Source organism: Streptomyces sp. NPDC014733, from assembly GCF_043083385.1.
Taxonomy (GTDB): Bacteria; Actinomycetota; Actinomycetes; order Streptomycetales; family Streptomycetaceae; genus Streptomyces.
Genome location: NZ_JBIBYO010000004.1, coordinates 115,646 through 129,707, shown reverse-complemented (window position 1 = coordinate 129,707; position 14,062 = coordinate 115,646). Strand labels below are relative to the sequence as shown.

At 74.4% G+C, this 14,062-nt stretch carries 11 protein-coding genes, 1 pseudogene and 1 riboswitch; of the genes and pseudogenes, 7 read left to right on the top strand and 5 right to left on the bottom strand.

Translation table 11 applies throughout. The annotated features are described in order from the left end of the window. The first annotated feature begins 378 nt into the window (after nt 1–378). Both ACF1BH_RS11960 and ACF1BH_RS11955 read left to right on the top strand, forming a co-directional pair. Nucleotides 379–3,531 (top strand): lantibiotic dehydratase, encoded by a 3,153-nt coding sequence (locus tag ACF1BH_RS11960; RefSeq protein WP_391642323.1) that lies wholly within the window; start codon nt 379–381, stop codon nt 3,529–3,531. After that, nucleotides 3,528–4,820 carry a lanthionine synthetase C family protein gene (locus ACF1BH_RS11955; protein WP_391642322.1) on the top strand — a complete coding sequence of 431 codons (1,293 nt, stop codon included), beginning with the start codon at nt 3,528–3,530 and terminating at the stop codon, nt 4,818–4,820. Before ACF1BH_RS11960 ends, ACF1BH_RS11955 begins: the two co-directional genes overlap by 4 nt. Here the strand turns inward: ACF1BH_RS11955 and ACF1BH_RS11950 are convergent. Next, nucleotides 4,763–5,755, bottom strand: coding sequence for a MerR family transcriptional regulator (locus ACF1BH_RS11950; RefSeq protein ID WP_391642321.1), 993 nt, complete (start codon nt 5,753–5,755; stop codon nt 4,763–4,765). The genes ACF1BH_RS11955 and ACF1BH_RS11950 overlap by 58 nt on opposite strands. Nucleotides 5,756–5,968: 213 nt before the next feature. Further along, nucleotides 5,969–6,050: riboswitch (cobalamin riboswitch) on the top strand. A 61-nt stretch (nt 6,051–6,111) separates the two neighbouring features. Between ACF1BH_RS11950 and ACF1BH_RS11945 the strand changes: the two genes are divergently transcribed. Both ACF1BH_RS11945 and ACF1BH_RS11940 read left to right on the top strand, forming a co-directional pair. Next, on the top strand, nt 6,112–6,330 hold the full coding sequence (locus tag ACF1BH_RS11945; protein WP_391642320.1) for a CbtB-domain containing protein: 219 nt from the start codon (nt 6,112–6,114) through the stop codon (nt 6,328–6,330). A 22-nt stretch (nt 6,331–6,352) separates the two neighbouring features. Then, nucleotides 6,353–7,108, top strand: coding sequence for a CbtA family protein (locus ACF1BH_RS11940; RefSeq protein ID WP_391642319.1), 756 nt, complete (start codon nt 6,353–6,355; stop codon nt 7,106–7,108). A gap of 85 nt (nt 7,109–7,193) precedes the next feature. Here ACF1BH_RS11940 and ACF1BH_RS11935 read toward each other — a convergent pair whose 3' ends face one another. Continuing rightward, nucleotides 7,194–7,769 carry a histidine phosphatase family protein gene (locus ACF1BH_RS11935; RefSeq protein ID WP_391642318.1) on the bottom strand — a complete coding sequence of 192 codons (576 nt, stop codon included), beginning with the start codon at nt 7,767–7,769 and terminating at the stop codon, nt 7,194–7,196. Between the two features lie 326 nt (nt 7,770–8,095). On the opposite strand from ACF1BH_RS11935, the pseudogene ACF1BH_RS11930 reads away from it, so the two are divergent. Continuing rightward, nucleotides 8,096–8,356: pseudogene (locus tag ACF1BH_RS11930) on the top strand (MmgE/PrpD family protein); the annotation flags it as partial. A 50-nt stretch (nt 8,357–8,406) separates the two neighbouring features. After that, nucleotides 8,407–9,312: a methylisocitrate lyase gene (prpB, locus tag ACF1BH_RS11925; protein WP_391642317.1), complete on the top strand. Its 906-nt coding sequence runs from the start codon at nt 8,407–8,409 to the stop codon at nt 9,310–9,312. Between the two features lie 138 nt (nt 9,313–9,450). Here the strand turns inward: prpB and thiI are convergent, their stop codons facing one another. Then, on the bottom strand, nt 9,451–10,722 hold the full coding sequence (gene thiI, locus ACF1BH_RS11920) for a tRNA uracil 4-sulfurtransferase ThiI (protein ID WP_391642316.1): 1,272 nt from the start codon (nt 10,720–10,722) through the stop codon (nt 9,451–9,453). 511 nt (nt 10,723–11,233) lie between these two features. Here thiI and ACF1BH_RS11915 point away from each other — a divergent pair. Beyond that, nucleotides 11,234–11,560: a nucleoside triphosphate pyrophosphohydrolase gene (locus tag ACF1BH_RS11915; RefSeq protein WP_391642315.1), complete on the top strand. Its 327-nt coding sequence runs from the start codon at nt 11,234–11,236 to the stop codon at nt 11,558–11,560. A 45-nt stretch (nt 11,561–11,605) separates the two neighbouring features. Here the strand turns inward: ACF1BH_RS11915 and ACF1BH_RS11910 are convergent, their stop codons facing one another. Both ACF1BH_RS11910 and ACF1BH_RS11905 read right to left on the bottom strand, forming a co-directional pair. Then, a complete protein-coding gene (locus tag ACF1BH_RS11910; RefSeq protein ID WP_391642314.1) occupies nt 11,606–12,949 on the bottom strand; it encodes a methyltransferase domain-containing protein in 1,344 nt (447 codons plus the stop codon). A gap of 16 nt (nt 12,950–12,965) precedes the next feature. Beyond that, complete coding sequence (locus tag ACF1BH_RS11905) at nt 12,966–14,033, bottom strand: LysR family transcriptional regulator (RefSeq protein WP_391642313.1); 1,068 nt, start codon at nt 14,031–14,033, stop codon at nt 12,966–12,968. Nucleotides 14,034–14,062: the final 29 nt, after the last annotated feature.

Below are 14,062 nucleotides of genomic sequence, written 5' to 3'. Positions count from 1 at the left end.
AGTTGGGTGTGGTGGGTGAGCGGGACCGGGACAAGTTCGATCGCGTGGCTGCCACGCCCGTCCGCCCGGACCCGGGCGGACCGCTGTACGGGAGCCGGTGCGGAGCCGTTTGTCCGGGGCTGCTGACGACGGAGCAGCGACACCACCTGGTGCCCGGACTCGCCGGAGTCCGGGCACCGGCTGTGGACGAGGGTGTGCGCTCACACCCTGCACCTGCCCGTGTGATGTGTGGGGCGGCGGCCCTCGCCGAGCGTGACGCCGCCGAACCACGACGGCGGTGCGTCCCCCGGAAGGCGACGCCCGCCCGGTGTGCGGCCGTTGCGCCGAGAAAGGTCAGTCATGCCCGTGGAGCCCCTGTTCCGAGGTACCGGAATCGGCATGGTCCGAGCGCCCGTCAGGCCGGTGTGTGAGGTCATGGAGGTCCGGCCGGACGCCGGCCCCGGAGAGGACGAGGCCGCCCGGCTGACCGCCTCGCTGCGCGCCTTGGCGGACCACCCGCTGGTCCGTGAGGCCATCGAGATCTCCAGCCCGTCCCTGGCCGAGGTGCTGGACCGCGTACTGGACCGGGCGGGAAGCGTCCCGCTGCCCCAACTGCGCCGCTCCGTACGGGCACTGGCGGCCTACCGGCTGCGGATGAGCAGCCGGGCCACGCCGTTCGGGCTGATGGCAGGGGTCGCCCCGGTGCACTTCACGGCCGCGGACCAGGCCGCCGCCGAGGCGCGGTGGGGCGAGGCACACACCCGAGGCGTCCGGCCGGACGGGGAGTGGCTCACCGGGCTGGTGGCGGCCTGGGAGCGCCGCCCCGGAGTCCTGCGCCATCTGCGCGTCGTGAGCAACGCGCTCTGCACGGTGCGGGGCGGCAGGCTCGTCCTCCCGTACGTCCCGGAGTCCGCCCGGGAGGAGCCCTCCGCAAACACCACCGGTCCCACCCTCCGTACGGTGCAGGAGGTCAGCGTCCGGCACACGGTCGTCGTCCGGGAGGTACTGGAGAGGGCCCACCGGCCCGTCCGCGGGGCGGAGTTGGCCCGGGCGCTGCTGGAAGCCTTCCCGGGCGCCACCGAGCAGGCGGTGGACCGCGTCCTGACCGAACTGGTCGCCAAGGAAATCCTGCTCACCGACGCCCGGCCGCCCCTGGAGGAGGTCGACCCCCTCGGGTACCTGCTGCGCACCCTCGCCGAGGTGCCCGCCGAGCACCTCCCCGAGCGCACCGAACTCGCCGCGGTGCAGAAGGAGATCGAGCGGTACGCGGCACGGCCCGTCGGCGACGGCCGCGCCGCGCTGCGGGACGTCACCGCCCGCATGCGGAAGCTGAACGACGTACCGCGCCCCCTCCAGATCGATCTGGCGCTGGACGCCGAGGCGCAGCTGCCCGCCGATGTGGCGGCGGAGGCCGCCCGCGCCGCCACCCTGCTCTGGCGGCTTTCCCCACCCCAGGGCGAACCCGCCCACCTGCGCGAATACCACGGAGCTTTCCTGGAGCGCTACGGCACCGGACGTCTCGTCCCGGTCACCGAACTGCTCGACCCGGACATCGGCCTGGCCGCCCCCGCGGGCTACCAGCGGCCGTCCAGCCCCCGCCGGGCCACGCCCGCCGAACCCGACCCGCGGCGCAACCGGATCCTCGCCGAGCTGGCCCAGCAGGCGTTGATGGACGGCGCCGACGAAGTGGTCCTCGACGACGACCACCCCGCCGTCCGCGCCCTCGCCCACGACGACGGACGGCCCCCCGCCTCCCTGGAGATCAACGCGCATCTGCTCGCCGGCTCCTGCGAGGCGCTGGCCGACGGCGACTTCCGGCTGGTGGTGGCGGGCGCGTCCGGACAGGCCGGAGCCATGCTCGGCCGCTTCGGGTACCTGCTGGACGAGGACGACCACGCCGAACTGGCCGAGGCGGCGCGGTCCGCCACCGGGTCCGCCGGTGCGCTCGGCGCACAGGTCGCCTTCCGGCCCGGCCACGCCCGCTCCGCCAATGTGGCGCAGGTACCGCAGTGGCTGGACCGCACCCTGCCGGTGGGCTGCTTCGCCGACCCCGCCGACCCTGCCGTCATCGATCTGCGCCGCCTCGCCGTGGGCGCCGACCCCGACCGGCTGTACCTCGTGGACACCGCCTCGGGCCGCCAGGTCGACCCCGCGGTGTTCCACGTCCTCAACCCGCAATGGGCGTTGCCCAACGCGGCCCGCTTCGTCTGCGACATCGTCGGCAGCGGAGTGCGCCGCTGGCAGCCGTGGGACTGGGGAGCCGCCGACGCGCTGCCCCATCTGCCCCGCGTGCGGTACGGGCGCACCGTGCTCGCCCGGGCGTGCTGGCGGCCCGGCGCCGAGCTGCGCGACGCCGACCTGCCGCTCCCGCAGTGGCTGGACGCGCTGGAGCGCTGGCGGGAGCGGTGGCGGGTCCCCGACCGGGTCTGGGCGGGCCAGGCGGACCGCGGCGTCCATCTCGACCTGACCCTGCCCGGCCAACCGGAACTCCTGCGCCACGAACTGCTCCGCCACGAGCACGCGGAACTGCGCGAGGTGCCCGCCGACGCCGCCGGGCTCCCCGACGGCTGGCTCGGCGGACCGGACGGCGCGCGCCGCACGGAGATCACCGTCCCGCTGTGCACCGCCCGTCCCGCCGCCCCGGCACCGCAGGCCCTCCCGGCACGCCGGTACGCCCCGCCCCGCACGGCGACAGGCGCCCACCTGCCGGGCGGCGACTGGCTGTACACCTCCCTGTACGCCCCGGCCGAACGCCACGAGGAACTCCTCGCCGTCCATCTGCCGCCGCTCCTGGACCAGTTGCCGCCCGAGGTCGACCGCTGGTTCTTCCTGCGGTACGGGGACGCCGCCGGGGCCCATCTGCGGCTGCGCTTCCACGCCCCGCGCGAGGCGCTCCACGGCGCACTGCTGCCGAGGATGCACGACCTCACCACCGCGCTGCGCGACGGCGGCGTCGTGGGCCGGGTCGTCATGGACACCTACGACCCGGAACTGGAGCGCTACGGCGGGCCGGAGGCCATCGACGCCGCCGAACGGGTCTTCCACGCCGACAGCGTGGCCGTACTGGCCCATCTGCGCCGCGCCTACGCCCGCACCGACACCACCGCACCGCTGCTGCGCGTGGCCGCGGGCTTCACCGACCTCGCCCGCGCCTTCCACGGAGCGGGCGAGGCGGAGGGCGGAGCGGCCGCCGCGGAATGGCTCACCCGCGTCGTGGTCAAGGACGAGACGCGCCAACGCGCTTTCCGGGAGCGGCGGCGCGAGGCCCTGACACTCGTCGACCCGTACCGCACCGAGCCGGGACCCGCCGCCACCGACGAGGCGCTGCGCGCCGCCTGGACCCGCCGGGCCGAGGCCGTCACCGCCTACGGACAGCTGCTGCGTGACCTCGGCGAGCGCTCCTGGTCCGGCCCCGACCAGGTGCTTCTCTCGCTGCTGCACATGCACCACAACCGGCTGGTGGGCGTGGACCGCGACCACGAGAACCTCGCCCTCGCCGTCGCCCGGGGCGCGGCACAGGCCCACACCGACCGCAGGAGGCACCGCCGATGACCCCCACCGGCCCGGCCGGGCACGGCGACCGTGATCCGGTCGCGCTGCGGACAGCGGCCACCGAGGCGGTCGGTGAGGTCGCCGAGCGGCTGGCCGACCCCCGGAAGGTGGCGGACACCGCCGATTTCTGGATCCCGCAGGCCCTGAGCGACGGCCACTCCGGGATGGCGCTGTTCTTCGCCGAACTCGCCCACCAGGACCCCGCACACCGCGCCACCGCCCACGCCCACCTCGCCGCCTGCGTCGCCGCCCTGCCCGGCCGGCCCGGCGACGGGCTCTACCACGGAGCGCCGGCACTGGCCTTCGCCGCGCACACCGCCCGGCGCGCCCCGGACGACTACGCGGGGCTGCTGGCGCGGCTCGACCCGGCGGTCGACGGCGCCGTCCGTGCCCTGCTGCAGCAGGACCGGGCACGCCTCGCCGAGCGCCGGGCCGGTCTCCCCTTCTCCGTCTACGACCTGATCGGCGGCCTGGCCGGCCTCACCAGACTGCTGCTGGCCCGGCGCCCGGCGGACGACCCCACGCTGACCGGCGCGGTGGCCCATCTGCTCCGCATCCTGGAGCCCCTGCCGCGGGACGGAACGCTGGTTCCGGGCTGGTGGTCGCCGGGCGGGACCGACGGCCGGGCCGACGAGAACTTCCCCGACGGCCACCTCAACTTCGGGGTGGCGCACGGCATCACCGGGGTGCTGTCGGTCCTGGTGACCGCCCACCGCGCGCAGGTGCCGGCGCCCGGACTCGGCGACGGGATCCACCACATCGCCGAACTGCTGCTGGCCCGTCGCACGGAGGACGGCCGCTGGCCCTCGCTCCTCCCGCTCGCCGACTTCACCGCCGGACGTGGCGGGCCCCCCGGCCGCTCCGCCTGGTGCTACGGCACCCCCGGTGTGGCCGCGGTGCTGCACCGGGCCGGGGAGGCGCTGGACCGGCCCGACTGGCGGCAGGCCGCGGTGGACGCCGCCCTCCTCGATCTGGCCGACCCGTCCGGCGTGGGCGACGCCGGTATCTGCCACGGCTGGGCCGGTCTGCTGTACCTGGCGACGGTCCTCGGCCACGCCTCCGGCGACGCCCGGTTCACCGCCCTCCAGGACCGGTTCGCCGCCCGCACACTGGACTTCGCCGACCCGGCCCGGCCTTTCGTCTTCGGCGGGGACCCCGCGAAGAAGACCGGAGGCGCGAACTGCGCCGGCCTCCTCACCGGCGCCGCCGGCACCACCCTCGCCCTCCACGCCTACGCGACCGGTGCGCCTTCGGCCGGCGGCTGGGACGCGGCGTTGCTGTTGAGCTGAGCGGCGGTACGGGCCCCGCCCAGCGCCCGCAGGAACCACGAGTGGACCGGCACCAGCTGCGGCAGCACCGTCCAGCCGTTGACGGTCCACACCAGGCGCCAGTACCGCTCGACGAGGGGGTCGTGGGCCCCGGTCAACTCCTGGGCCAGCGACGCGCGGAACTCCGTGTCCGGGGCGCGTCCGCACGCCTCGGCGAACCGCCGCACGAGAGCGTCGGCGAGCGCCGCCGCCTCCGGGGCGCGCGGGTCGAGGTCCGCGTCCCGCGCCTCGGCGAGGGAGCGGTGGGCGTCGCGTGTCACCGCGTCCCCGGCGAGCGCTTCGAAGGGGAGCGGAGCGCCGGACGCCTGGTGGGCGGCTGCGCGCTCCAGCCGGGCGGGGAAGTCCGGGTCGGTCAGGAGCGCGGCGATCTCCGTCCAGGCGCCGACCTGTTCGGGGGTCGGCTCCGCCGGCAGGTCGGGCAGGGCGGCGCGGACCATCGCCGCCGCGGCCGGGTCGGCGTCGACGCCGAAGGCGGCGGTCAGGAGGGCGTCGGTGATCCGGCGCCGTTCCGCGCCGGACAGCTGGGTCAGCCGGTGCATGTGCGTGGTCTCCTCGGGTCCGGTGGCGCGCGCCACCGCGGCGTGCAGGACGCTGCGCCGCAGCCGTAGCGCACGGATCCGTGCGTCAAGGGCCTCGGCCTGTGCCCGGGCCACCTGCGCCATCGGCACCTCGTGGTCGAGCACCCGGCGGATCGTCGCCAGGCCGATGCCCAACTCCCGCAGCGAGCGGATCAGTTCGAGGCGTTGCGGGGCGGCCGGGGCGTAGCGCCGATGGCCGGCGGGGGTGCGGTCGGCCGGTGGGACCAGCCCCTCGTCGGAGTAGAACCGGATGGTGCGTACGGGGATGCCGGTGCGCCGGGAGAGTTCCCCGATCGAGTAGCGGGTCGTTCCGTCCATGGCACCATCCTGGATTCTCCAGCCGCTGGAGAGGCAACACGGTTTCGGTACCGGGTCCCCTGACGGGCTCTCCCCCCGGCCCTTCACGGTCCCCGGACCCGCGTCTCGACCGGTGTCTCCCGGGCCGGCGACCGGCCGGGTCCTCACGAGGCCCGCCCTTGGCCGGTCACCCGCCACGCGGTACCTTCGGTGCGATATCGACGACGGCACGACGGAAGCCGGTGCAATTCCGGCACGGTCGCGCCACTGTGTGCACGCCGCCCCTCCGCACGGACGGGCGGCGTGTGAGTCAGACCCGGGGCCGTCGTCCTGTGCACCACCGAGATGGGACGCGAACTCCCAAAGGAGGCACCGCCATGGCGCAGCCCTTCGCCCAGCCGACCGCCGCTCCCGCGATACCCGCCAAGCTTCCGCTCAAGACGGTCGCCCCCTGGGCGGTCTTCGCCGGCATCCTGATGCTGGTTCTGCTCTACTTCGTCGGCGCCGAGCAGGGCGCCACCTCCGTGTTCCAGGGCGCGGGGGTTCATGAATGGGTGCACGACGCCCGTCACCTGCTCGGCTTCCCCTGCCACTGACGCGAGGGGCGCCGCGATCTCCATGAACTCCACCACCGTCCGTCATCTGCTCGTCCGGGGCATGCTCGCCGGCCTGGGGGCCGGCCTGCTCGCCCTGATCGTCGCCTACGTCCTCGGCGAGCCGAACGTCAACAGCGCCATCGGCTTCGAGGAGGCCCACGCCGGGCACTCCCACGGCGACGAGGCCGAACTCGTCTCCCGCAGCCTGCAGTCCACCGCGGGCCTGGCCACCGGCGTCCTCGTCCACGGCGTCGCCTTCGGCGGCATCGCCGCGCTCGCCTACTGCTTCGCCCTCGGCCGGGTGGGCCGCTTCGGTCCCCGCGCCACCGCGCTGCTGCTCGCCGGCTGCGCCCTGCTCACCGTCCACGTCGTCCCGTTCCTGAAGTACCCGGCCAACCCGCCCGCCGTCGGCGACGCCGACACCATCGGAAAGCGGACCGCCCTGTACTTCCTGATGATGCTGCTCAGCGTGGTCCTCGCGCTCGCCGCCACCCTCCTGGGCAGGCGGCTCGCGCCCCGCGTCGGCACCTGGTACGCCACGGTCGTGGCCGTCCTCGCCTTCGCCGTGGTCATCGCTCTCGCCTACGCCTTCCTGCCCGTGATCGACGAGGTGCCGGAGCACTTCCCGGCGACGCTGCTGTGGCGCTTCCGGCTCTCCGCCCTCGGCATGCAGCTCACCCTGTGGGCCGGGTTCGGGCTGCTCTTCGGCGAGTTGGCCCAGCGGCTGCTGCGCCCGGAACCGGCCGCCCCCGACCGGGCGGTACCGGCCGGCCGGTGAGACGAGCCGTCCGTGCGGAAGGGCCCCGGCAGCCGGCCGGGGGCCCTTCCGTATGCGCCGGCGGGCCTGGCCCACCCGGGTGCCGTCACCCGGCGGCGAGCGGCCCGCCGAGCCGGAGGTTCCAGCGCCCAGCCCGGCCGGTCAACTCCGTGCAGGTCAGCGGTGGTACGTCGAACCGCCAGAACGCGGAGGCGGGCGCGCCCGTCGCATGGACGGCCGCCGCCCGCACCACCTCCGGCTCCACCACCGCCACGATCCGGCCCGCCGCGGGCCGCAGCGCGTCCAGCCAGAGCGCCACCCGCGCGCAGGCGTCCGCCACCGACTCCCCGCCGGGGACCGCCGCCTCCGGATCGGCCAGCCAGCGCGCCACCGCCTCCGGTTCGGCCGCGGCGACCTCCTCCAGGGTGCGGCCGCGCCAGTGCCCGGCGTCCAGCCCGGCCAGCTCCGCCGGGGCGTCGTCCGGGGCCAGCCCGAGGGCCTCGGCGGTCTCCCGGCAGCGCACGCTCGGGGAGGTCACCACCGCCTCCGCGGCGGGCAGCGCCCCGGCCGCCGCCCGGGCCTGCGCCGCCCCCGAGGCGTCCAGCGGATCACCGTCGTCGAACGCCGCCCGGCGCAGCGACGCGGTCATGGCGGCGGAGACGAGCAGAACACGGCTGGTCACGAGGGCTCCTTCGGCGCTGCGGGCAGGATGGCGCGGTGGACGACTCGGTACGGGACGGAGCTTCCCGCAGCGGCTGGGCGTAGCCGGCGGCCGTCAGGGCGCGGGCCGGGCAGACCCGGTGCCCACCGCGCTCCCGGCGCGGCCGCCGCAACACGGCGTGGGCCGGGACCTCACGGCCGGGCGCTCCCCGGGCCGTCACGCACCTCCCGTCGCGGGCCCCGCGCTCCCGCGGCGCGGCCTCACCGCTTGCGAAGCTAACATCCGCGCCCCGCGCCTCTTCCGCGGATGCGCGGCGCTGCGGCGTACGGAATCCGTATCCGGGAACGGTGGCCGTCGCCCGCACCCAGGCCACCGCCCACCGCGACCCGTCGCCCGGCACCTCGGTCTTCGGCTCCCGCGCCCGCGTCTCACCCGAGTGGGCCGCCTGGGCCAACGGCACCGCCGTCCGCGCACCCGACCACCACGACACCTACCTGGCCGCCGACCACTCCCACCCCGGCGACAACATCCCGCCGCTGCTCGCCGTCGCCCAGCACACCTGCCCCCTGACCGCGCCCGGCCTCGACGGACTCTTCCCCGCCGTCGACACCGACACCGTCGCCGCCCGCGACGCGGACCTCCCGAAGGGCCTGTTCTGATGCTGCACACCCGCACCACCCCGGCCGGGCGCCGCCGCGCGCTGCGCGAACGGCTCGCCACCGGCCGCCTGCTGGCCGTGCCCGGCGCCCTCAACCCGCTCTCCGCGCGGATCGTCCAGGACACCGGCTTCGAGGCCACGTACCTCTCCGGCGCGGTCCTCGCCGCCGACCTCGGCCTGCCCGACATCGGCCTGACCACCGCCACCGAGATCGCCGCCCGCGCCCAGCAGACCACCCGCGCCACCGACCTGCCGGTCCTCATCGACGCCGACACCGGCTTCGGCGAGCCGATGAACGCGGCCCGCACCGTCCAGCTGATGGAGGACGCGGGCCTCGCCGGACTCCACCTGGAGGACCAGATCAACCCCAAGCGCTGCGGCCACCTCGACGGCAAGACCGTCACCTCGCGCGAGGAGATGACCCGCCGCATCCGTGCCGCCGTCGACGCCCGCCGCGACCCGGACTTCCTCCTGATGGCCCGCACCGACGCCCGCTCCGCCGAGGGACTGCCCGCCGCGATCGACCGCGCCAAGGCGTACATCGACGCCGGCGCCGACGCGATCTTCCCCGAAGCCCTCGCCGACGAGCGGGAGTTCGCGGCCTTCCGCGCCGCCGTCGACGTCCCGCTGCTCGCCAACATGACGGAGTTCGGCAAGACCCCGCTCCTCGACACCCGCACCCTGGAGAACCTCGGCTACGACATCGCGCTCTACCCCGTCACCCTGCTGCGCCTGGCGATGGGCGCCGTCGAGGACGGGCTGCGCACCCTCGCCGCCGAAGGCACCCAGAAGTCCCTGCTCCCACGCATGCAGACCCGCTCCCGGCTCTACGAACTCCTCGGCTACGAGGAGTACGCGGCCTTCGACTCCGCCGTCTTCGACTTCACCCTCCCGCCCGGCACCTGACACCGGAACGCGTCCGCCACGCACCCCACCCCGGCGCCCACCGCGCAGGCCGCCGTCACGGAAACCGCCCGCTCCCCGTCGGTACGAGAACGGGCGGACGGACAGGCCCTGAGGAACGGGCGGACGCAGCGGTCCCACTCAGGCGGGCGCCGGGCAGCCGCCGCCCTTCGCCGGTGCCGTCGCGTCCTCCCCGGGCCGCAGCACCTGCGCCGACTCCAGCAGCGCCTCGATCACCTCGTCCATCTCCAGCCGCCGCTCCACAGAGCGCAGCTGTGGCAGCCCGGCCCGGGTGCTGACCTGCGGCGGGGCCAGCAGTGAGCAGCAGTCCTCGTCCGGCAGGACCGACACCTCGGCCGTACCGATCGCCCGCGCCTCGTCGATGATCTCCTGCTTCTCCCAGCCGATCAGCGGCCGCAGCACCGGCAGCCGGGCCGCCTCGTCCACCGCGACCATGTTCGCCAGCGTCTGGCTCGCCACCTGTCCCAGGCTGTCGCCCGTCACCAGCGCCTCGGCCCCGGTCCGCGCCGCCAGCGCCGAGGCGGTACGCACCATCAGCCGCCGTTGCGCGACCACCTGGAGCCGTCCCGCCCCCGCCACCGCGAGCTGCTTCTGCGCCGAGCCGAGCGCCACCACATGCAGCGCTCCCGGCGGCTGGCTGCGGTTCAGCTCCCGGGCCAGCGCATACGCCTTGTAGACCGAGGAGGCGTTGGTGTACGGCGCCCCGCTGAAGTGCACGAAATCGCAGGCCAGGCCGCGCCGCATGGCCCGGTGCGCGGCCACCGGCGAGTCGTACCCGCCGGACAGCAGCACCAGCGCCCGCCCGCTGGAGCCGACCGGCAGCCCGCTCAGCCCGCGGTGGCGTTCCCACGACAGATAGGTCTCCCGGTGGTCGATCTCCACCGAGAGGGTGACGTCGGGCCTCGTCAGATCGACGGGCAGCCCCGCCACCGCCGCCTGGATCCGCGACCCCAGATGCACCGCCATCTTCGACGACGTCAGCGGGAAGTCCTTGTTCCGCCGCCGCACCCGCACCGCGAAACTGCGCACCCGCCGCTGCGCGCAGACCGCCCGCAGCGCCGCGACGGCCGCCGTGGTCACGTCCTCCATGGTGGACGGTGTCCGTACGGCGGGCTCGACGCAGTGGAACCCGACGACCCGCCGGGCCCGCTCCACCAACGCCTCCAGCGGCACCTCACCGCCCACCACGGTGATGTTCTGCGCCCCCTTGATCCAGGTGGAGCCGCCGATGCCGCGCAGCGCGATCCGCAGATTGTCGTGCAGCCGCTCGATGAACCGGTGGCGGTTGCGCCCCTTGAGGAAGACCTCGCCGTGCTTGAGCAGCACACAGGAACCGCCGGCCGGAGCGGCGGGAGTGTCCCGGGGAGCGGGGACACGGGAGTTGCCGGTCATGTGTGAACCTTTCAGAAATTCCAGTGGTCGTCGGCGGTGCGCTCCGGCTCGCCCATGCCGGAGGGCGAGCCGGATCCGGAGCAGAAGCCGTGATTCTCGCCCGCGCCCGGCGACAGCGCCGCCGGGATCTCCGGACCGGCCTCCGTCTCCGCGGCGCCGAACCGGGCCGGACACGCGGATTCCGCAGCGCCCTCTTCACGTGGTGGCGGACGAAGCCGGACACATCGTCCATCAGACCGCGCGGCGCGTACAGCTCGCCCGAGGACCGCAGCTCCGGCGCGTACGCCTCGCCGAGGTGAGGGAGCGGCGGACCCGGATGCCGGGTTCGCGGGCCGGGCCAGGCGCACCCGCACCTCGCGTCGGCGGGGCGGCGTCACCCCGGGGGGAGGCGCGCCCCTCCGTACGGGTGGGTTCCCGGTGGCGTCTGGTCAGATGAGTGGCGACTTCCCTAGGCTGCGGCGGCATGAGGGGCGGCGGTTCGGCGACCGCTCCGCGGCGACGGGTGCAGCAGGTGAACCGCTACAGCACGGCCGGCAAGTTGGTACGCGACCGGATCCCGCAGATCATCCGGGACGAGGGCGCCGAGCCGCTCGTCCGGACCGCCGGTCCGGAGGAGTACCGCAGCCGCCTGCGGGAGAAGCTCGGCGAGGAGGTCGCCGAGTTCCTCGCGGCGGACGAGGCCGACGCGGTGGAAGAGCTGGCAGATGTCCTGGAGGTCGTCCGCGCACTCGCCGCCGATCTCGGTGTCGCCCCCGGCCAACTGGAGAAGATCCGCGAGGCCAAGGCCCGGGAAAGGGGCGGCTTCACCGAGCGTGTGGTGTGGACGGGGAATCGGTGAGGGGCCTGGGGTAGGGGGCGGTGGCACGGTTCGGCCGTTTCCCGCTCACCCGCCGGGCCTGGTCAGCGTGGCGTGACAGGCCCCTGTCAGCTCGAAGGCCGGGGCGCCGACGGCGGGGACGAGGCCGGCCCGGCGGCCGAGCGCGACGATCTCGTCCGGTCCGATACCGCGCTGGACGGTCCCCCTGCTCCGGTGCGACCAGTAGCTGTCGTGATGGGTGGTCCACCCGCCGTCCGCGGCGGCCCTGGCGATCTCCTCGGGTGAGCGGGTGACGACCACGAGGTGCCCGCCGGGCCGGACGTAGGACGCCGCATCCTTGAGGGCCCGGATCCGCTGCCAGGGGTCGGCCAGCACATTCAGCACGAACACCGAGGTGACCAGGTCGAATCCGGTCCGTCGCGGGCGAGGCCGGCCGAAACCTTCGTACGGGTCGAAGCCCTCGGCATCCAGCCCGGCCGAGCGGTAGTGGACGACATCGGCGCCACGGCCGCAGCCGTGATCCAGGACCGTTCTGACGCTGAGCGGTCCGGTCAGATGCACGGTCACCGCCCTGGCGGCCGCGGACGGCGCCTGGCGGGCCATCGCGGTCTTGTGCGGCTGATACGTCCGCCGGGCGTGCGGGGCGGTGACCGGAGCGTCGCCGGTGAGATCGCTCAGTGCGAAGAGCACATCGTCCGGCTCGGCCGCGGGGAGGGTGACGGGCAGGTCGATCAGCAGCGCGGAGTGGTCCGTGAACGCCGTGTGACCGCTGCGGACCGCCGCGTCGGCGCGGACCGTGGTCGTCGCCGTCAGATGGTCACTGAGCAGGGCGAGGTCGCAGCGGAAGCGGCTGGGTCCGCCTGGCAGGACGCGTTCGAAGGTGAAGACGGGATCCGTACCGGCGGTGGTGTCGACCAGTCCGGCTCCGTCCGTCAGCTGCCGCAGCCGTACCCGTTCCGCCTCGGTGGTGAAGCCGCTGAACTCCTCGCCGTACCGGCCGTCCTCGAGGCGCGGCGCGAGGTTGAAGTCACCGCAGATCAGCAGCGGGCGGCCATCCTCGGCTGCGGCCATCGCCCCCAACTCGGCGAGCTGAGCGGTCCGGGCGGAGCCGGAACGGGCGTCGAGATGCACCTGCAGGACGACGAGCCACTCCAGTTCGATCCGCTGTACCCAGGCGCCGGGAGACGAGACGGCCGGTGTGGCCAGATCCTCACGGACCCAGGTGGCGAGGTGACCGTCGCCGCCGGCGAAGGTGAAGCCGTCCAGCGCGGGCGGGGTTCGGTCGGCCGGTTTGTACGGTTCCTGCGCGAGCAGGGCCCGGACACCGCGTGTGCGCAGCCAGGCGGCGAAACGGGAGCGGGCGCCCACGGCGCCCAGGCGTTTGTCGAGATTGACGGAGGCCAGCAGCACGAGAGGGTCCTCGGGGTCACAGGGGCAGGGGCTTGCCGGACGCGGCCTCCTCACGGAAGGCGTTCCACAGGATGTTCAGCGGGTGGCAGGCGTCGTAGGTCTCACGCTCGCCCTTGCGGGCGAAGACGCCGGAGACCAGCCGGAGCGCGGGGGCGAAGTCGTCGGCGAACTCGATGAGCCGGAAGTCCTCGCTGGTCGGCAGGCGCCCGTCGACGGCCGCCTGGCCTATGGAGCGGGCGCAGAGCATGCAGCCGTAGGTCATCCGGCTCCGCAGCAGGGCCAGGCCGTAGTAGATGTCGTCGATCTCGGCAGCGATCTGCAGCTGCGAGCGGAAATCCGGGCCGTACCAGCGCTCGACGAAGTCGGTGATCACCCCTCGGGACGGGATGACCAGCGGCAGGCTCCGCAGCCGATCAACGCCGACGGTTTTGACGGCGAGTTCACGCACCGGCAGGTTGGTGAGGAGGGCCAGACCCTCGCGGTGCCATTCGAGGAAGTCGTACGCGGGGGCGACCCGCCCGGTGGCGGCGTCGGCCGCGAGACCACCGCACAACAGGTCGACCTGGCTGGAATCCAGGTGCTTCCAGAAGTCTCGGGTCCGGACGTGTACGACTTTCAGCTCGACCTCCCGCTCCAGCAGCGCCGGAGCCACCCGCTCCCAGACGCGGCCGAGGAAACCGAGGGTGAATTCGGTGGTCCCCACCGTCAGCGTCGAACCGAGGCGACGACGGGAGGCGGCGATGCCCCGCAGCCAGTCGGCGAAGGTGGCGCGCGCCCTTTCCACGACCTCCAGCCCGGTCGGAGTGAACAGGAAATCTTTGCCGCGCCCTTGTTTGACCACCAGCATCTCGCCGGTCAGGGATTGGAAGTTGCGATTGAGAATATCGAGTTGCTTCTGCACGCTGGATTGCTCACGTCCGAGTACCTTCGCCGCGGCCAGCGCGGTTCCGGCCTCGTGAACGACGATCAGCGTCCGCATCTGGTCCCAGGTCAGGTCCAGCAGGTCGGGGGAGCACGACAGCAGATCGGCTCGGAACCCCTGCGGGCCCGGCACCTTCAGCGGCCCGGACGGTAATGACGGCACTCTCACGCCCCTCCCTGCCGCGGCTCCAC

Coding starts and splice junctions, on each gene's coding strand:
- ACF1BH_RS11960 (WP_391642323.1), top strand. CDS start 379: ATGGTCCGAGCGCCCGTCAGGCCGGTGTGTGAGGTCATGGAGGTCCGG.
- ACF1BH_RS11955 (WP_391642322.1), top strand. CDS start 3,528: ATGACCCCCACCGGCCCGGCCGGGCACGGCGACCGTGATCCGGTCGCG.
- ACF1BH_RS11950 (WP_391642321.1), bottom strand. CDS start 5,755: ATGGACGGAACGACCCGCTACTCGATCGGGGAACTCTCCCGGCGCACC.
- ACF1BH_RS11945 (WP_391642320.1), top strand. CDS start 6,112: ATGGCGCAGCCCTTCGCCCAGCCGACCGCCGCTCCCGCGATACCCGCC.
- ACF1BH_RS11940 (WP_391642319.1), top strand. CDS start 6,353: ATGAACTCCACCACCGTCCGTCATCTGCTCGTCCGGGGCATGCTCGCC.
- prpB (WP_391642317.1), top strand. CDS start 8,407: ATGCTGCACACCCGCACCACCCCGGCCGGGCGCCGCCGCGCGCTGCGC.
- thiI (WP_391642316.1), bottom strand. CDS start 10,722: ATGACCGGCAACTCCCGTGTCCCCGCTCCCCGGGACACTCCCGCCGCT.